The organism is Pantoea sp. DY-15 (genome assembly GCF_019795935.1).
In the GTDB taxonomy this organism is placed as follows: Bacteria; Pseudomonadota; Gammaproteobacteria; order Enterobacterales; family Enterobacteriaceae; genus Pantoea; species Pantoea leporis.
Map to the genome: position 1 here is coordinate 275,223 of NZ_JAIMIF010000003.1, position 17,433 is coordinate 292,655.

Sequence of the window (17,433 nt, forward strand, 5' to 3'; positions counted from 1 at the left end):
TCTGCTTATTGGCTACTTAGCAACACTTAGTTAACACTGATGATCAGGTCAGACCTGTTTGGCAATGATGCCCCGGTCGAAAAATACAGGTGATTGCAATGAGCAAAGCGCAGCCGCTGCTGACGCGTCAGGGCGAACGTATCGCCATAACCCACGGATTACGCACCCCTTTTGCCCGCCAGGCTACAGATTTCCACGGCATTCCCGCGCTGGAGCTGGGGCGCATGGTGATCAGCGAACTGATGGCGCGCAGCGAATTACCGGTCGAGATTATCGATCAACTGGTGTTTGGTCAGGTGGTGCAGATGCCGGAAGCACCCAACATTGCGCGTGAAATTGTTCTGAGCAGCGGATTAGGCGTGCATACCGATGCCTATAGCGTTAGCCGCGCCTGCGCCACCAGTTTTCAGGCGGTGGCAAACGTGTCGGAAAGTTTAATGGCTGGCACCATCGATGCCGGCATTGCCGGTGGCGCGGATTCATCCTCGGTGCTGCCGATTGGCGTCAGTAAAACTCTGGCGCGTGCGCTGGTGGATCTCAACAAAGCGCGCAGCTTCAGTCAAAAACTCAGCATCCTGCGTCGTTTGCGTCCGCGCGATCTGTTGCCGGTGCCACCGGCGGTCGCGGAGTATTCTACCGGATTACGCATGGGCGATACCGCCGAGCAGATGGCGAAAAGTCACGGCATTACGCGTGAACAGCAGGACGCGTTAGCCCTGCGTTCGCACCAGCATGCGGCGCGCGCCTGGCAATCGGGCGTGTTAAGTCAGGAAGTGATGCCCGCATTTGTGCCGCCGTGGAAAGCGCCCATCGAGCAGGACAACAATATTCGCTTCAACGCCAGCGCCGCCGATTACGCCAAACTGCGCCCGGCGTTTGATCGTCGCCACGGTTCGGTGACCGCCGCCAACAGCACGCCGCTGACCGATGGTGCCGCAGCGGTGATCCTGATGCGTGAAGGGCGCGCGCGAACTCGGCATTCAGCCGCTCGGCTATCTGCGCAGCTATGCTTTTACGGCGATTGATGTCTGGCAGGATATGCTGCTTGGACCGGCCTACGCCTCGCCGCTGGCGCTGGAGCGCGCCGGCATCACGCTCAACGATCTGACGCTGATTGATATGCACGAAGCCTTTGCCGCACAAACCTTAGCCAACCTGAAAATGTTCCGTGACGAACGCTTTGCGCGCGAGGTGCTGAATCGTCCGCATGCGTTAGGTGAAGTCAATGAAGAACGCTTTAACGTGCTTGGCGGATCGATTGCTTATGGTCATCCGTTTGCCGCCACTGGCGCACGCATGATCACGCAAACGCTGCAGGAACTGCGGCGGCGCGGTGGCGGATTGGGATTGGTCACCGCCTGCGCGGCGGGCGGCCTGGGCACGGCAATGGTTTTGGAGGCCGAATAATGAGTGAATCCGCCTTTCATTTACACATGCGCCTCGACCACGTTGGTGTGATCACCATCGATGTGCCGGGCGAGAAGATGAACACGCTGAAGGCCGAGTTTGTGCCGCAGATCAAAGCGGTGCTGGACGAAGCGCGCAGCCATCAGCAGTTGGCTGGATTAGTGTTGATCTCCGGCAAGCCAGACAACTTTGTTGCTGGTGCGGATATCAGCATGATCGCCAACTGCAAAACGGCGCAGGAAGCTGAGGCGCTGGCAAAGCAGGGACAAGATGTGATGGCGATGATTGCCGCGCTGCCGTTTCCAGTGGTGGCGGCGATTCACGGTGCCTGCCTCGGCGGCGGTCTGGAACTGGCGCTGGCCTGCGATGCGCGCATCTGTTCGCTGGATGACAAAACGCGCCTCGGTTTGCCGGAAGTACAGCTCGGTCTGCTGCCGGGTTCTGGCGGTACGCAACGTTTGCCGCGCCTGATTGGCGTACAGCAGGCGCTGCCGCTGATCCTTACCGGCAAACAGCTGCGCGCTAAACAGGCGCTTAAGCTCGGGATTGTCGATGACGCGGTGCCGCAACCAATTTTGCTGGAAACGGCGATTGCGCGCGTACATAAAGGAAAAGGCGCGCGCCGGGAGCTTTCGCGCCGCGATCGTTTGCTGCAGGGACCGATTGCGCGTCAGGTGCTGTTCTCGCTGGCGCAGCGGCAAACCCACAGCAAAACCCAGGGCAACTATCCAGCGGCCGAGCGCATCCTTGACGTGGTGCGCATCGGTCTGGAGCAGGGCAGCAGCGCCGGACACGAAGCGGAAGCGCGCGCCTTTGGCCAACTGGCGATGACGCCTGAATCGGCCGCGCTGCGCAGTTTGTTCTTCGCCTCGACTGCCTTAAAGAAAGAGTCGATGGCCAGTGTCGAGCCGCAAGTGCTGAAGCAGATTGGCGTGCTCGGCGGCGGTTTGATGGGCGGCGGCATCGCCAGCGTTACGGCGCTGAAAGCCGGTTTGCCGGTGCGTATTAAAGATATCAATCTCAATGGCGTGAATCATGCGCTGCAATACAGCTGGGATCTGCTGAGCAACAAGGTGAAGCGGCGTCAGCTAAAAGCCGCCGAACGTCAGCAGCAGATGGCGCGCATCAGCGGCGGCACCGATTATCAGGGATTCAGCCAGCGCGATCTGGTGATTGAAGCGGTATTTGAGGATCTGGCGCTCAAGCAGCAGATGGTCAGGGAAATCGAAAGCCATTGCCAGCCGCACACCATTTTCGCTTCCAATACCTCGTCGCTGCCGATTGCCGACATTGCCGCCAATGCGCAGCGACCAGAAAATATTATCGGCCTGCACTACTTCAGCCCGGTGGACAAAATGCCGCTGGTGGAGGTGATTCCGCATGCCAACACCTCGGCGCAAACGCTGGCGAACACCGTGCAGCTGGCGCGACAGCAAGGCAAAACGGCGGTGGTGGTGGCGGATCGTCCCGGCTTTTACGTTAACCGCATTCTCGCGCCCTATATAAATGAAGCGATGCACTGCTTGCAGGAAGGTGAGCCGATTGAGCATATCGATCGCGCTCTAGTGAAGTTTGGTTTCCCGGTTGGGCCACTGCAGCTGCTGGATGAAGTGGGCATTGATGTCGGCAGCAAAATCAGCCCGATTCTTGAGCAGGCTTACGGTTTACGTTTCAGCGCCCCCAACGCCGCGAACGCCATTCTGGCCGACGGCAGAAAAGGGCGCAAAAATCACAAAGGGTTTTACCTCTATCAACGTTCGCGCTGGCCGGGAAAACGCAAAGTCGATGCTTCCCTTTATTCACTGCTGAATATCAAACCGCAGGCAAGGCAGAGCGAAGCGCAGATCGCTGAGCGCTGCGTCTTGATGATGCTGAACGAAGCGGCACGCTGTCTTGATGAAGCGGTGATCCGCAACGCGCGTGATGGCGATATTGCGGCGGTATTTGGCATCGGTTTTCCGCCGTTCCTTGGCGGTCCGTTCCGCTATATGGATCAGCGCGGCATTGGCGATATCGTCAAAGCATTAAGGTCATTAATGCAGCAACATGGCGAGCGTTTTGCGCCGAGTGAGGCGTTGATCGCAATGTCAGAACAGCAAACGAATTTTTACACTTCTGCACAATCGTGAATAGGCGCAAAGATTCAGCGGGTTAGTCAGCGGGCCGCGCAGCGGCAAGCGCGGCACCATTCTGAGATATGCTTATTTAATAAACAACCGGTTGACTATACTGAAGCCATTGGGGTAAAACACACCGTTCATTCGCAGAATGAAGCGTCTGGTGCTGTGGTACCGGCCGATATCGACAAACAACAGCGGTGCTTTATGCAAGTTTTTATCATGCGTCATGGCGATGCAGCTCTGGAAGCAGCGAGTGATTCCGTTCGACCTCTCACACTCTGTGGCTGTGATGAATCGAGAGCGATGGCGAGCTGGCTCAACGGCAAAACGCCAGAAATTGATCGGGTATTAGTCAGTCCTTACCTGCGTGCCGAGCAAACGCTCGCCACGGTGCGCGAAACCCTGAAATTGCCAGAAGGGCAGGATGTCTTGCCGGAACTGACGCCGGGCGGCGATCCAGGCATGGTGGCCTGCTATCTGCAGGCGCTGGCACAAAAAGGGGTTAAATCGGCGCTGGTGATTTCGCATCTGCCGCTGGTGGGTTATCTGGTGTCTGAACTCTGCCCGCAGGAAGCGCCGCCGATGTTCGCGACCTCGGCAATAGCCTGTGTGAACTTTGATGCAGAGGCCTGCGAAGGCAAGCTGGAGTGGCAGGTCAGCCCGTCAAAATTGGCTAAAGCGATGTAATTCCGCTCTATGGGCCGCTTACAAATGCGGCCCTATCCTTTTTTACCGCAGCTTTTACGGCAGTTCAGGCGGTTGCCACTCTTCTACCTCTATCAGCACCAGCAATGCGGCGTCGCCGCCAAACATTTTCGGTGCCTGATGAAATGCCATCACATGCGGATGTTGTGCCAGCCACAGCGGTGTTTGCTGCTTGAGGATGTGTTTGCCGTGCCCGGTCATCACGCTGGCGCAGAACAGATGTTCGCGGCGACAGGCGGCAATCAACGCACCGAGTTCCTGCTTGGCCTGCATCTGCGTTAAGCCATGCAGATCAAGAAAAATTTCTGGCGTGTAATCGCCACGACGCAATTTCTTCTGCTCGTAATGGCTGACATCCGCGCGCACGTAGCGCACCGGACCTTCGCTCGACAGCAACGGCTGAAACTCGTCTGAAAAATAATGGCTGTTATCAACCTGTTCTGAAAGCAGGCGTTTAAGCGGTACTTCGCGCGTTTTCACTACCGGTTTATGCACGATAGTGTCCTGTTTCAGCTTGCGGGTTCCACTCATTAACTGGCGGAACATCTGCTGATCGTCCTGGCTTAGCGGCGTTTTCTTACTCATGGCTCTGTGATTGGGTCAGAAAAGGCTGGTTAAACAGCCGGTGGCATACCTTAACCGTTACTGTTAACAAATGTCAGCTTTTTCGCCTCGCTGCGCTGAATTCTGCCCGGCTTCGTGGCACACTATCGGCCGATTGATTTTATGGCCTGCGGAGGGCTACGTGGACAAGATATTCGTCGATGAGGCAGTGAATGAACTGCACACCATTCAGGACATGCTGCGCTGGGCTGTCAGCCGTTTTTCGGCGGCAGGCATTTGGTACGGCCACGGCACGGATAATCCCTGGGACGAAGCAGTCCAACTGGTTCTTCCAACGCTGTGGCTGCCGCTGGATATTCCAGAAGATATGCGCAATGCGCGCCTGACTGCCAGCGAGCGTCATCGCATTGTTGAGCGCGTGATTCGCCGCGTCAACGAGCGTATTCCGGTGGCGTATCTCACCAACAAAGCCTGGTTCTGCGGCCACGAATTTTACGTTGATGAGCGCGTATTAGTGCCGCGTTCACCGATTGGTGAACTGATTGAGAACCGCTTTGCCGGTTTGATCAGCGATTCGCCTCATCACATTCTGGATATGTGTACCGGCAGCGGCTGCATCGCCATTGCCTGCGCTTACGCCTTCCCGGAAGCGGAAGTGGATGCAGTCGATATCTCCACCGATGCACTGGCTGTCGCCGAGCAGAACATTGAAGAGCACGGCCTGCTGAACCACGTCACGCCAATCCGCGCCGATCTGTTCCGCAACTTGCCGCCGGTGAAATACGATCTGATCGTCACCAATCCGCCGTACGTGGATGCGGAAGATATGGACGATCTGCCGAACGAATATCGCCACGAGCCGGAACTGGGTCTGGCGGCGGGCAGCGACGGCCTGAAACTGGTGCGTCGCATTCTGGCCTGTGCGCCGGATTACCTCACCGAACAAGGCGTGCTGATTTGCGAAGTGGGTAACAGCATGGTGCACATGATCGATCAGTATCCAGACGTGCCGTTTACCTGGCTGGAGTTTGATAACGGCGGTGACGGCGTGTTTATGCTGACGCGCGAGCAAATCGTGGCGGCACAGCATCACTTCTCATTTTACAAAGACTAAATAAGAGGGCGAGCGCTCGCCCGCAACATCGCAACAAGGAACCAGCATGGCCGGAAACAGCATCGGACAAGTTTTTCGCGTAACCACTTTTGGCGAGTCGCATGGTATTGCGCTGGGCTGCATCGTTGACGGTGTGCCACCCGGCATTCCGCTGACGGAAGCCGACATCCAGCACGATCTCGATCGTCGTCGTCCTGGCACTTCGCGCTATACCACGCAGCGCCGCGAGCCGGATCAGGTGAAAATTTTGTCTGGCGTGTTTGAGGGCGTGACGACGGGAACCTCAATCGGTTTGCTGATTGAGAACACCGACCAGCGTTCACAGGATTACGGCACCATCAAAGATCTGTTCCGTCCTGGCCATGCCGATTATACCTACGAGCAGAAATACGGCCTGCGCGACTACCGTGGCGGCGGCCGCTCTTCGGCGCGTGAAACCGCGATGCGCGTGGCAGCAGGGGCGATTGCCAAGAAGTATCTGCAGATGAAGCACGGCATCGTGGTGCGCGGCTATCTGGCGCAGATTGGCGATGTGGCCTGCGAGCTGAAAGACTGGAGCATCGTGGAAGAGAACCCGTTCTTCTGCCCGGATGCCTCCAAACTGGAAGCGCTGGATGAGCTGATGCGCGGCCTGAAAAAAGAGGGCGATTCCATCGGCGCCAAAGTTACCGTGCTGGCAGAGAACGTGCCGCCGGGCCTGGGCGAGCCGGTATTTGATCGTCTGGATGCGGATTTAGCGCATGCGCTGATGAGCATCAACGCGGTGAAAGGCGTGGAGATCGGCGACGGTTTCGCGGTGATCAACCAGCGCGGCAGCCAGCATCGCGATGAGATTCGTGCCAACGGTTTCCAAAGCAACCACGCGGGCGGCATTTTGGGCGGCATCAGCAGCGGCCAAACCATCAGCGCCAATCTGGCGATGAAACCGACCTCCAGCATCACCGTGCCAGGTAACACCATCACGCGCGAGGGTGAAGAAGTCGAGATGATCACCAAAGGTCGTCACGATCCCTGCGTCGGCATTCGCGCTGTGCCGATTGCCGAAGCGATGATGGCGATTGTGTTGATGGATCACCTGCTGCGCCAGCGTGCGCAAAACGGTGACGTCAACAGCAGCGTTCCGCGCTGGTAAACCCGATGATGCGCCGTCTGCTCATTATCTGTGCCGCGCTGCTATGCAGTGCGGCCGCCGTTGCCGCCACGCCGTGGCAGCAAATTCATCAGCCGATTGCCGGCAGCCCGCAGTCGATTGGCGGCTTCGCCAATGGCTGTATTGTTGGTGCGCAACAGCTGCCGCTTAACTCACCCAATTATCAGGTGATGCGCCAGGATCAGCGTCGTTATTACGGCCATCCCGATCTGATTGCCTTTATTCAGCGTCTCAGCACCCAGGTTCATCAGCTTCAGCTGGGGCAAGTGCTGATTGGCGATATGGGCATGGCGGCGGGCGGCCGTTTTAGCAGCGGCCACGCCAGCCATCAAACGGGTCTGGATGTCGATATCTGGCTGCAGCTGCCGAAAACCCGCTGGACGGCGCAGCAATTGCTCAAGCCGCAGCCGCTCGATCTGGTTTCTGCCGATGATAAGCAGGTGATCGCACGTCACTGGCAACCACAAATTGATAGCCTGATTAAACTGGCAGCGAAAGACGACGAAGTAACGCGTATCTTCGTCAATCCAGCGATTAAGCGGCAGCTTTGTGCCGATGCCGGTAGCGATCGCGCGTGGCTGAATAAGGTACGTCCGTGGTTTGCCCATCGCGCGCACATGCATGTGCGTTTGCGTTGTCCGGCGGGCAGTCTGGAGTGTGAAGATCAGGCGCCTCAACCGGCAGGCGATGGCTGTGGCGCAGAGCTGGATAGCTGGTTCCTGCCGAAAAAACCAGGCAGCACGCCGCCGGTGAAGAAAACGCCGCCGCCACTACCGCCGTCCTGTCAGGCGCTGTTAGATAAACATCTTCTGTAGGTATCTCAATGGATTGGTTTGTTGTCAGCCCGCTAGTCGTTGGCGTGCTTTTTTTTGTGGCAATGCTGGCGGCATTTATCGACTCGATCGCGGGCGGTGGTGGATTGCTTACCGTGCCGTCATTGCTGGCGGCCGGACTCTCTCCAGCGCAGGCGTTAGCCACCAATAAGTTGCAATCGGTCGGTGGTTCGTTCTCTGCCAGCCTCTACTTCATTCGTCGCGGCGCGGTAAAGCTGAACGAGCAGTGGCTGAATATCGCCATGACCTTCCTCGGCGCGATTGCTGGGACCATTTTGATTCAGCACTTACAAGCGGATGTACTGCGCCAAATCTTACCGCTGCTGCTGATCTGCATCGGTTTGTGGTTCCTGCTGATGCCGCGTTTGGGTGAAGCCGATCGCGAACGTCGTCTGCACGGTTTGCCCTATGCGCTGGTAGGCGGCGGCTGCGTCGGCTTTTACGACGGCTTCTTTGGTCCCGGCGCCGGCTCGTTCTATGCGCTGGCCTTTGTTACGCTGTGTGGCTTCAATCTGGCGAAAGCCACCGCCCACGCCAAAATCCTAAATTTCACCTCGAATTTTGGCAGTTTGCTGTTCTTTATGTTCGGCGGAAAAGTGGTGTGGGGCACCGGCGCGATTATGTTGCTCGGCGCCTTTATCGGCGCGCGCCTCGGCGCCAGGCTGGTATTGAGCCGTGGTCAGAAACTGATTCGCCCCATGGTAGTGATCGTTTCTGCGGTAATGAGCGCTAAATTGTTATGGGACAGTCATGGCGCAGAACTGATGGCCTGGCTGGCCACGCTGTAATCCAACACTCGTCAAGACCGGCTGCCAATGCGACAATGGCGCCGGTTTTTTTAAAGATTAAAAATTATGAGTACAACACACCATTACGATCAGCTGATTGCCATCTTTGATGGCTGCTTCGTTGACGATTTTCAGACCCGTCTAATTAAAGGCGACGACGAACCTATTTATCTTCCAGCGGATGAAACCTCACCGTGGAATCGCGTGGTGTTCGCGCACGGCTACTACGCCAGCGGACTGCATGAAATTTCCCACTGGTGCATTGCCGGTGAAGCGCGCCGCAAGCTGGTGGATTTTGGTTATTGGTATTGTCCGGACGGACGCGATGCGCAAACGCAGAGCCAGTTCGAATCGGTTGAGGTAAAACCGCAGGCGCTGGAGTGGTTATTCTGCGTGGCGGCGGGCTTTCCCTTCAACGTAAGTTGTGACAATCTCGAAGGCGATTGTGAGCCAGATCGCATTGCGTTTCAGCGCAAGGTTCATGCGCAGGTGATGACGTATCTGGAGCAGGGCATTCCGGCACGACCAGCTCGCTTCATTGATGCACTGACGAATTATTACGGCACGCCGGCGCTGACGGCGGCACAATTCCCCTGGCCGGAAGATCTGTAATCCGCGAAGGTTATAAGAAGAGAGGAAGAGATGATCGTAGAATTTGAAACCCGAATTCTGGCCCTGATTGACGATATGGTCGATCACGCCAGCGATGACGAGTTGTTTGCGGGCGGCTATCTGCGTGGTCATCTGACCCTGGCAGTGGCGGAGATTGAGCTGAGCGGTGAACACACGCCGGAAGCGCTGCAAACTCACGTCACCAACAGCCTGCAAAAAGCCATTGCTGCTGGCGAACTGTCACCACGCGATCAGGCGCTGGTCACCGGCATGTGGGACAATCTGTTCCTGCAGGCACGTCAAACCGCTTAACGTCTCGGGGCGATCGCTCGCCCCGCAGATTATCGACCCGCTTTTTTACCCTTCAGCAGTTTCCGCACCCAATAGCGATTCGGACTCATCGCCGCCAGCGTGGCTGCATCCAGCGGCTGCGGTTCGCCGCTCATCTGCGCCGCCAGGACTTCGGCTGCCAGCGGTGCGCTGCACAAACCACGCGAACCTAATGCGCCCAATACAAACAAACCGTTGTGCACCGGCGCATCGGCTACGCTTGCACCGCGCGCACGCTGTTCTGGTAGATCGGCGTATTGCGTGAGTGTCGCTTCATAATCTGGCGCGCTGCCGCTCATCGGCAGATGATCGCGCGTGGCACAGCGCACGCCGTTGCGCGCCTGGTTATCGGACACATCAATCTGTTGCGGCCATTGGCTCTGCGGCAGACAGTTAATCAGCCGCTGGCGATTCTCGTGCTGATCGTCGGTGCGGAAATCTGTGGCGATATCGCCGCGATGATAGCTGGCGCCGATGCAATGGGTGGCGAAGTTCGGGCTGACCGGCGTGAGATAGCCGTCGTAACACAGCACGGTGCGCAGCGCGCCCAACGACGGATTAGTCGGCGCGTGGCTCACTTGTCCCGCCACCGCGTACACCGGCAGCGTTTTGCTGTGCTCAAGTTCCAGCAACGCGTGACCATTCGCCAGCACCACTTGGGAATGCTGCACCGGCGGCTGCTCATCAAAGTGCAGCGTCCAAAGATCTTCATCGCGCGTTAATTGCGTGACGCGATGCAGCCAGTGCAGGTGTAATCCCCGCGATTGCGCGTATTCCAGCAGGTTGCTGGTCAGTTGTGCAGGCGACAACCAGCCGCCTTGCGGATAAAAAATCCCGCCGACATCAAGTTCAACGCCCGCCAGCTGTTGCGCTTCTTCTTTATTAACGCCGTAGGCGATGTCATGCGGCAATGCCATGTTGAGCATCTGCGCAATTTTCTCCGCACTTTTCTCATCCCACCCCAGCTGCAACACGCCGCTCCAGTCATGCTCAAACTCCACTGGCAGCCGATCGTACAGACGTCGGGCAAAACCAAAAGCCGCCGGGAAGAAGGTGGCCAGCGCGGGATCGTGCTGATTCAGCAGCGGATAGAGCGCGCCCTGACGATTGCCGGATGCGCCCAGCGCGGGCGCGTCATCGGCGCAGTAGAGCGTTACGCGCCAACCGCGTCGCAGTAGCGCGAGCGCCAATACTGCGCTGGCGACGCCGCCGCCAATCAGCGCTACTTCATTGCTGCCTGCCGGTGGGCGCGCATACCACGGCTGGCTGTGCGGCAATGCAGCGGCTTGCTCCAGCACGCCGACCAGCATTTCACGTTTGTGACCAAAGCCTTTGCGCTTCTGCATATTGAAACCGGCGTCCTGCAACCCGCGTCGCACATACCCCGACGCGGTAAAAGTCGCCAGCGTGCCGCCCGGCCGGGCGAGACGCGCCATCGCGGCGAACAGCGCTGGCGTCCACATCTCAGGATTTTTTGCCGGCGCGAAGCCATCAAGGAACCACGCATCCACCTGACGATTGAGGCTGTCATCAAAGGTGTGAATTAGCGCGTTAATATCACCAAGCCAGAGGTCCAGCGTGACTTCGCCGCCGTTGAACAGCAGGCGCTGACAACCCGGCAACGCCTGCGGCCACTGCTGTTGCAGCTGTTCGGCCCACGGCTTTAGCTCCGGCCAATGGGCATGTGCAGCCACCAGATCGGCGTGCGTCAGCGGGAATTTCTCGCAGCTAATGAAGTGCAGACGCTGCAAAGTGGCGTTGGGTTGCTCATTGCGGAAGCGATCGAAGGCTTGCCACAGGGTAAGAAAGTTCAGACCAGTCCCAAAACCGCTTTCGGCGACAATAAATAAATCGCGTGAATGTTCAGCAAAACGGTGCGGAATATGGTTGCCATCAAGGAACACATAGCGCGTTTCCTCCAGTCCATTATCGTTGGAGAAATAGACGTCGCCGAACGCTCGGGACACAGGTGTACCCTGTTCATTCCAGTTTATTTGGGCGTGTTCAACCGGGGTTAATTTCACGGGAAAGGCTCATATTTCAGGCAGTGGCGCGAGTTTAGCGATAGACGTCACATGACGCAAATTTACAAAGGGAAATGGCTGATCGGACTTGTTCGGCTTACAACTGTACGCTAGAGTGCACCACATCCAAATATGTGGAACGAGGATTATTGAATGAAACGTGCAGTGATTACTGGCCTGGGTATTGTTTCCAGCATTGGTAATAACCAGCAAGAAGTGCTGGCTTCTCTGCGTGAAGGCCGTTCCGGTATTACTTTCTCTGAAGAGATGAGAGATGCCGGTATGCGCAGCCACGTATGGGGCAACGTCAAACTGGATACCAACGGGCTCATCGATCGCAAAATCGTGCGTTTTATGAGTGATGCCTCTATTTATGCCTACCTTTCAATGGCCGAAGCGATCAAAGACTCAGGCCTGACTGACGAACAGTATCAGCAAAACCCACGTGTGGGTTTGATTGCCGGTTCTGGCGGCGGTTCTCCGCGTTATCAGGTATTTGGTGCTGACGCCATGCGTAGCCCACGCGGCCTGAAAGCGGTCGGTCCTTATGTGGTGACCAAGGCGATGGGTTCAGGCGTTTCTGCTTGCCTGGCAACCCCGTTCAAAATTCACGGCGTGAACTACTCCATCAGTTCAGCCTGTGCTACTTCTGCACACTGCATCGGTAACGCGGTTGAGCAGATTCAACTGGGTAAACAGGACATTGTATTTGCTGGCGGCGGTGAAGAGCTGAGCTGGGAAATGGCCTGTGAGTTCGATGCGATGGGCGCACTGTCGACCAAATACAACGAAACGCCAGAAAAAGCCTCACGTACTTACGATGCCAACCGTGACGGCTTCGTTATCGCTGGCGGCGGCGGTATGGTGGTGGTTGAAGAGCTGGAGCACGCTCTGGCACGTGGTGCACACATTTATGCTGAGATCGTGGGCTACGGCGCAACCTCAGATGGCGCAGACATGGTAGCTCCTTCAGGCGAAGGCGCAGTGCGCTGCATGAAGATGGCGATGCAAGGTCTGGATACCCCAATCGATTACCTCAATACCCACGGCACTTCTACGCCGGTTGGTGATGTGAAAGAGCTGGGTGCGATTCGCGAAGTGTTCGGCGATAACTGCCCATCACTGTCTGCTACCAAAGCCATGACCGGCCACTCACTGGGTGCGGCGGGCGTGCAGGAAGCGATCTACACCTTGCTGATGCTGGAGCACGGTTTCATCGCACCAAGCATCAACGTGGAAGAGCTGGATGAAGCGGGTAAAGGTCTGAACATCGTGACCAAGCCAACTGAAAAAGCGCTGACCACCGTGATGTCAAACAGCTTCGGTTTCGGCGGTACCAACGCCACCCTAACAATGCGTAAGTTGCCAGCATAATCCCGTAGGGTCGCCATTTATGGCGACCAAATTATGCCAGCACTATCTCTAGGGCCAGTTAATCTGGCCCTTGTTGTTTTTGACAATCCACCTTCTGCTTGCCTACACTCTCACTCCATCCGAAACAAAATTATCACTTCACACTAACGTGAACCAAATATCCCGTTTCTGTTTTGGCAGCAAGCGCGTGTCTGGTTATTACAAGGAGTTCGACCCATCATGCCCACGACTGCTGACGCGCAGACGCAATCCGTTATGCCGCTGGCCTGCACCTCATTTGCGGTGTTCCTCACCTATCTAACCGCCGGCCTCGCGCTGCCAGTGATCCCGCTATATGTCCATCATGAACTCGGCATGAGCAACCTGATGGTTGGTGTGGCGGTGGGGATTCAGTTCTTCGCCACGCTGTTGACACGCAGCTTTGCCGGGCGTCGAGCCGATCAACACGGTGCGAAACTCACCACGCAGCACGGCATGCTGGCCATCGCGCTGGTGGGCGTGGCGTATCTGGCGGCCGCGATGTTACCGGTTTCTCCGTGGGCGAAGTTCGGTTTGCTGGCGGTAGGGCGCTTGCTGTTAGGATTCGGCGAAAGTCTGCTGCTGACCGGCAATCTGACCTGGGGCATGGGATTGGTGGGCAGCAAACGTTCCGGATTAGTGATGTCGTGGAACGGCATGGCGATTTATGGATCGCTGGCAGCCGGTGCGCCACTCGGCTTGCTGATCAATCAGTACGGCGGCTTTGCTGCTCTCGGTGCGGTTGCGCTGCTGTTGCCGCTGCTGTCGCTGGCGATTAATGGCTGGATCCGCAAAGTGCCGGTGGTGGGCGGTGAGCGCCCATCGCTGCTTAGCGTGGTGAAAACCATCTTTCAGCCGGGACTAGCGCTGGCGCTGCAGGGCACCGGTTTTGCGGTGATCGGCACCTTTACGTCACTCTATTTCGCTGCGGAGAACTGGGGCAATGCCGGTTTCGCGCTGACCGCCTTCGGCTGTGCGTTTGTGCTGGTGCGCGTATTCTTCGGCGGCTTGCCGGATCGTCACGGCGGCGTAAAAGTGGCGATGGTCTCTTTACTGGTGGAAACCGCCGGTCTGCTGCTACTGGCATTCGCAACTTCCGGCTGGATGGCGCTGATTGGTGCGGCTCTGACCGGCTGCGGCTGCTCGCTGATCTTCCCGGCGCTGGGCGTTGAAGTGATCAAGCGCGTATCACCGCAGATTCGCGGCACCGCGCTTGGTGGTTTCTCTGCGTTTCAGGATATCGCGTACGGAGCCAGCGGCCCGTTGACCGGCTTACTGGCGACGGCGCTGGGTTACGGCTCGGTCTATGTCGCGGGTGCCTGTTGTGCGGCGCTGGGCATTCTGGTTATCTGGACGTTTGCGCGGGCTGCGACAACAGCGTAACCAGCTTATCGCAGGCGCTGACAATCTCACCGGGCGTCAGCGCCGCAAAGCCCAGCAGCCAGCCCGCTTGCTGCACGTCACCGGCATAAAGCGGCGACAGGCGCGGCAGCAATAATCCGCTCTCTTTCGCCTGGGCGGTTAAGCGCGCTTCATCACCTTGTAACAGCCGCACTGCTAACTGTAAGCCGCCAGCCGCCGGCAGCGGCTCCAGCCAGGTTGTTAAGCGCGTTTCGATCTGCTGCAGCAAGCAGTCACGTCGGCTGCGATAGAGTTGGCGCATCAGGCGCAAATGGCTGGCGAAATGGCCTTGCTGCAAAAACTCCGCGCTGATCGCCTGCGGCAGCAATGCGCTATGACCATCCATCACGCTGCGCGCGCGGCCCAACGGTTCCACCAGTTGTGGCGGCACCACCATCCACGCCAGCCGCAGCGACGGGAACAGCGTTTTGGAGAAAGTGCCGAGGCAAATCACCCGACCATCCGCGGCTAATCCTTGCAGTGCCGGAGCCGGGCGATCCTCGTAGTGAAATTCGCTGTCGTAATCGTCCTCAATCAGCCAGCTATCCTGCTGCCGCGCCCACGCCAGCCACTGCAAGCGCCGCGCCAGGCTCATGGCTGTGCCGGTGGGATAGTGATGCGCTGGCGTCAGATAGACCAGTTTCGCGCTGTCTTTGAGCGGCACCGCACCTTCTGCATCCAGCGGCATGGCGCGACAGCGCGCCCCGGCGGCAAGAAACGCATTGCGCGCGCCGGGATAACCCGGCTCTTCCAGCCACACTTCGTCACCCGCATCAAGGAACATCAACGCCAGCAACTGCAGCGCCTGCTGTGAGCTGGTGAGGATCACCACTTGCTCCGCCGTGCAGCGCACGCCGCGTGATAGCGCCAGATAATCCGCCACCGCCTGCCGCAGCGATGGCAAGCCAAGCGGATCGCCGTAGCCCATCACTTTGCTGCCCAGCGAGCGCTGCACCTGATTGCTGATGCGACGCCACTGCGCATGCGGGAAGGCGCGTAACTCGGGTGAACCGGCGGCAAAGGCGAGCGGAAAGGGCGGATCCTGACAGCCGCCCGTTGCCAAAACCTGCTGGCCGCGCTGAGAAAAGTGTGGCGAGCGCTTGATGCGGGTTTTGTTGGTGGGCGACGCCATGCGAATCGAAACAAAGGTCCCGCGCCCGCCGTGACGCTGCAGATAACCTTCGCTTTCTAGCTGCGCATACGCCGCCTCCACCGTGACGCGCGACAGCGATAAATCGCTGGCTAACTGGCGGCTGGACGGCAATTTCTGCTCATGCCGCAGATGCCCGTTGGCGATGGCCTGACGCAAGGTGTTGCACAGTCGCTCACGTAAACCGCCCTGAGTTTGATGGCTAAATAGCGCGAGAAATGATGTGGTCACGGTGGTCTTATCACTATGGTGAAAGTGGTATCAATATGCAGACCACTTTGCCGTAAACTCAGGGGAAATCACAACAGGAGAATGCGATGTCAGCGGTCTTAAAAATTGCCCCAGCCAGCGCCAGCGCAAGCGTGGCGTATCTGCAACATAAACTGGCGTACTACACCGATGCGTGGGATTTAGCAGAGGATTTGGCGCAGGGCATCACAGCAATCGTGGTGATTGATGCGCGCTCTGACGAGGTTTATCAGGCTGGACACATTTGCGGTGCACTTTCGTTTCCACATCGCACTATGAATGCGGAATCCACGGCGCATCTCGATTGCAGCAAGGTTTACATCACCTATTGCGACGGCATCGGCTGTAACGGCTCAACCAAAGCCGCGCTCAAGCTGGCGTCGTTGGGTTTTCAGGTCAAGGAGTTGATTGGCGGGCTGGATTTCTGGAAACGCGATGGCCATCCAATGGCGTGGGGCGCGGCAGCGGGTGAGTGGCCACTCGGCACGCCCGCTGCACACTGCGGCTGCTAGATAAACAGCCACAGCAGGAAGATAAACAGGAAGATGCCGACAATCAGCGTTAACGCTGGGCGCTGGGCCAGCGGCTGCGGCAGCATCTGGATAAACGGCGACCAGATTGGCTGTGGCCGAATTTCGCTATCGGCCAGCGGCTGTTCGTGCAGTTTTTCGGCGCGGCGGCTAAACAGCAGATTCAGCAGATCCTGCGTCTGCGCTGGCGTCAGCACGGTGGTCGGCAGCGCCTGGAAACGTTGCTGGCTGTAATCTTCCAGCAGTCGCTGCTCATCATGGGTTAACGGCTGGCGCAGCGAGGTTTCCAGCATCTGCAAGGTTGGCGCACTGTGCTGAGCCAGCGTCTGGCGCACCTGCAAATATTGCGTCAGCAACGGGAAGTGGCGCGATGGTATCGGATCGCCACTTTTCAAATTCACCAGCTTCAGCGTATCGGCCAGCAGTTTCACCGGCGATTCACCGGTTTTCGCTGCAAGGCGCGTAACCTGCTGATTGAGCGATTGCTGTTCTGCCGGCAACAAGCTGCGATCGGAGACGCGCGTTTGCTGCGGCTGCGGAATCGCCATCTGGCCGTTTTGCAGCATGGTCAACACCTGACGCAGCTGATCCTGCGACAACGCGCTCAACACCGTTTGGTTAAACTGCTGACGAATAAATTCGCTCACCGCCTGGCGATTATTGCCCTGCGGCAATTTTTCCAGCAGCTGTTGCAGCAGCTGGCGCGTAGCGAGGCTGTTTTGAACCTGGGTTAAGCGACCATTGAGATGCTGCTCCGCTGCCGGGAAATGGCGCGATTGCAGCTCGGCCTCACTCTTCACCCCGACTTCATGCCGCACGCCAGCCCAGAGTTCCGGCGCTTTCAGCGTACTCAAAGACATAATGCGAACAATCAGTCGTTCCAGCGTGGTGCGCTGGGCAGGAGAGAGCGGCTGCTCACCGGCTGGACCGCCAGGACGCGTTGGGCCAGTGGCCTGAGATAAAGGGGAACGATCGCCCGCGGGCACACCGGGACCGCTGAGAGGTTGCATGGCGGAATCCTTGAAAACGGGTCAGATCCGGGTGCGCCGGAAAAAAGAGGCCAC

The 17,433-nt window shown here is 57.8% G+C and carries 15 protein-coding genes and 1 pseudogene; 12 read left to right on the forward strand and 4 right to left on the reverse strand.

What is annotated here, in order from left to right; genetic code table 11:
• The first annotated feature begins 98 nt into the window (after window positions 1-98).
• The 3 genes and pseudogenes from fadI (at window position 99) to sixA (ending at window position 4,214) form a co-directional block, all read left to right on the forward strand.
• Window positions 99-1,407: pseudogene (gene fadI / locus K5Y32_RS13920) on the forward strand (acetyl-CoA C-acyltransferase FadI).
• Window positions 1,407-3,536, forward strand: coding sequence for a fatty acid oxidation complex subunit alpha FadJ (gene fadJ / locus K5Y32_RS13925; RefSeq protein ID WP_222184595.1), 2,130 nt, complete (start codon window positions 1,407-1,409; stop codon window positions 3,534-3,536). The pseudogene fadI and the gene fadJ overlap by 1 nt, the downstream one beginning before the upstream one ends.
• A gap of 195 nt (window positions 3,537-3,731) precedes the next feature.
• Window positions 3,732-4,214 (forward strand): phosphohistidine phosphatase SixA, encoded by a 483-nt coding sequence (gene sixA, locus K5Y32_RS13930; RefSeq protein WP_101763719.1) that lies wholly within the window; start codon window positions 3,732-3,734, stop codon window positions 4,212-4,214.
• 54 nt (window positions 4,215-4,268) lie between these two features.
• Here the strand turns inward: sixA and smrB are convergent, their stop codons facing one another.
• Window positions 4,269-4,817, reverse strand: a complete 549-nt coding sequence (smrB, locus tag K5Y32_RS13935; RefSeq protein ID WP_222184597.1) for an endonuclease SmrB — start codon at window positions 4,815-4,817, stop codon at window positions 4,269-4,271.
• Window positions 4,818-4,977: 160 nt separating this feature from the next.
• Between smrB and prmB the strand changes: the two genes are divergently transcribed.
• The 6 genes from prmB (at window position 4,978) to K5Y32_RS13965 (ending at window position 9,605) form a co-directional block, all read left to right on the forward strand.
• Entirely contained in the window at window positions 4,978-5,910 is a 933-nt protein-coding gene (gene prmB / locus K5Y32_RS13940) for a 50S ribosomal protein L3 N(5)-glutamine methyltransferase (protein ID WP_110866547.1), read from the forward strand.
• A gap of 46 nt (window positions 5,911-5,956) precedes the next feature.
• Window positions 5,957-7,042: a chorismate synthase gene (gene aroC, locus K5Y32_RS13945; protein ID WP_101763624.1), complete on the forward strand. Its 1,086-nt coding sequence runs from the start codon at window positions 5,957-5,959 to the stop codon at window positions 7,040-7,042.
• A gap of 5 nt (window positions 7,043-7,047) precedes the next feature.
• A complete protein-coding gene (mepA, locus tag K5Y32_RS13950; protein ID WP_370635109.1) occupies window positions 7,048-7,875 on the forward strand; it encodes a penicillin-insensitive murein endopeptidase in 828 nt (275 codons plus the stop codon).
• Between the two features lie 8 nt (window positions 7,876-7,883).
• Window positions 7,884-8,681, forward strand: a complete 798-nt coding sequence (locus tag K5Y32_RS13955; RefSeq protein ID WP_222184599.1) for a sulfite exporter TauE/SafE family protein — start codon at window positions 7,884-7,886, stop codon at window positions 8,679-8,681.
• A gap of 66 nt (window positions 8,682-8,747) precedes the next feature.
• Complete coding sequence (locus K5Y32_RS13960) at window positions 8,748-9,293, forward strand: elongation factor P hydroxylase (protein ID WP_222184601.1); 546 nt, start codon at window positions 8,748-8,750, stop codon at window positions 9,291-9,293.
• A 30-nt stretch (window positions 9,294-9,323) separates the two neighbouring features.
• Window positions 9,324-9,605 carry a YfcL family protein gene (locus K5Y32_RS13965; RefSeq protein WP_008101252.1) on the forward strand — a complete coding sequence of 94 codons (282 nt, stop codon included), beginning with the start codon at window positions 9,324-9,326 and terminating at the stop codon, window positions 9,603-9,605.
• A gap of 29 nt (window positions 9,606-9,634) precedes the next feature.
• Here K5Y32_RS13965 and mnmC read toward each other — a convergent pair whose 3' ends face one another.
• A complete protein-coding gene (gene mnmC, locus K5Y32_RS13970) occupies window positions 9,635-11,647 on the reverse strand; it encodes a bifunctional tRNA (5-methylaminomethyl-2-thiouridine)(34)-methyltransferase MnmD/FAD-dependent 5-carboxymethylaminomethyl-2-thiouridine(34) oxidoreductase MnmC (RefSeq protein ID WP_222184603.1) in 2,013 nt (670 codons plus the stop codon).
• Between the two features lie 153 nt (window positions 11,648-11,800).
• Between mnmC and fabB the strand changes: the two genes are divergently transcribed.
• Together fabB and K5Y32_RS13980 are read left to right on the forward strand one after the other, a co-directional pair.
• The gene (gene fabB, locus K5Y32_RS13975; protein WP_222184606.1) at window positions 11,801-13,021 is read left to right on the forward strand and encodes a beta-ketoacyl-ACP synthase I; all 1,221 of its coding nucleotides are present in this window, start codon (window positions 11,801-11,803) and stop codon (window positions 13,019-13,021) included.
• A gap of 219 nt (window positions 13,022-13,240) precedes the next feature.
• Window positions 13,241-14,422, forward strand: coding sequence for an MFS transporter (locus K5Y32_RS13980; protein WP_222184608.1), 1,182 nt, complete (start codon window positions 13,241-13,243; stop codon window positions 14,420-14,422).
• On the opposite strand, the gene K5Y32_RS13985 is transcribed toward K5Y32_RS13980, so the two are convergent.
• Window positions 14,385-15,821, reverse strand: a complete 1,437-nt coding sequence (locus tag K5Y32_RS13985) for a PLP-dependent aminotransferase family protein (protein WP_222184610.1) — start codon at window positions 15,819-15,821, stop codon at window positions 14,385-14,387. The genes K5Y32_RS13980 and K5Y32_RS13985 overlap by 38 nt on opposite strands.
• 86 nt (window positions 15,822-15,907) lie before the next feature.
• Here K5Y32_RS13985 and K5Y32_RS13990 point away from each other — a divergent pair, with 86 nt between their 5' ends.
• Complete coding sequence (locus K5Y32_RS13990; protein ID WP_222184612.1) at window positions 15,908-16,351, forward strand: rhodanese-like domain-containing protein; 444 nt, start codon at window positions 15,908-15,910, stop codon at window positions 16,349-16,351.
• Here the strand turns inward: K5Y32_RS13990 and flk are convergent.
• Window positions 16,348-17,379, reverse strand: coding sequence for a flagella biosynthesis regulator Flk (gene flk, locus K5Y32_RS13995; protein ID WP_222184614.1), 1,032 nt, complete (start codon window positions 17,377-17,379; stop codon window positions 16,348-16,350). The two genes, K5Y32_RS13990 and flk, sit on opposite strands and share 4 nt — an antisense overlap.
• Window positions 17,380-17,433: the final 54 nt, after the last annotated feature.

Excerpts from the sequence above, each read along its gene's own strand:
- fadJ (WP_222184595.1), top strand. The coding sequence starts at position 1,407 with ATGAGTGAATCCGCCTTTCATTTACACATGCGCCTCGACCACGTTGGT.
- sixA (WP_101763719.1), top strand. The coding sequence starts at position 3,732 with ATGCAAGTTTTTATCATGCGTCATGGCGATGCAGCTCTGGAAGCAGCG.
- smrB (WP_222184597.1), bottom strand. The coding sequence starts at position 4,817 with ATGAGTAAGAAAACGCCGCTAAGCCAGGACGATCAGCAGATGTTCCGC.
- aroC (WP_101763624.1), top strand. The coding sequence starts at position 5,957 with ATGGCCGGAAACAGCATCGGACAAGTTTTTCGCGTAACCACTTTTGGC.
- mepA (WP_370635109.1), top strand. The coding sequence starts at position 7,048 with ATGATGCGCCGTCTGCTCATTATCTGTGCCGCGCTGCTATGCAGTGCG.
- K5Y32_RS13955 (WP_222184599.1), top strand. The coding sequence starts at position 7,884 with ATGGATTGGTTTGTTGTCAGCCCGCTAGTCGTTGGCGTGCTTTTTTTT.
- K5Y32_RS13960 (WP_222184601.1), top strand. The coding sequence starts at position 8,748 with ATGAGTACAACACACCATTACGATCAGCTGATTGCCATCTTTGATGGC.
- K5Y32_RS13965 (WP_008101252.1), top strand. The coding sequence starts at position 9,324 with ATGATCGTAGAATTTGAAACCCGAATTCTGGCCCTGATTGACGATATG.
- fabB (WP_222184606.1), top strand. The coding sequence starts at position 11,801 with ATGAAACGTGCAGTGATTACTGGCCTGGGTATTGTTTCCAGCATTGGT.
- K5Y32_RS13980 (WP_222184608.1), top strand. The coding sequence starts at position 13,241 with ATGCCCACGACTGCTGACGCGCAGACGCAATCCGTTATGCCGCTGGCC.
- K5Y32_RS13990 (WP_222184612.1), top strand. The coding sequence starts at position 15,908 with ATGTCAGCGGTCTTAAAAATTGCCCCAGCCAGCGCCAGCGCAAGCGTG.
- flk (WP_222184614.1), bottom strand. The coding sequence starts at position 17,379 with ATGCAACCTCTCAGCGGTCCCGGTGTGCCCGCGGGCGATCGTTCCCCT.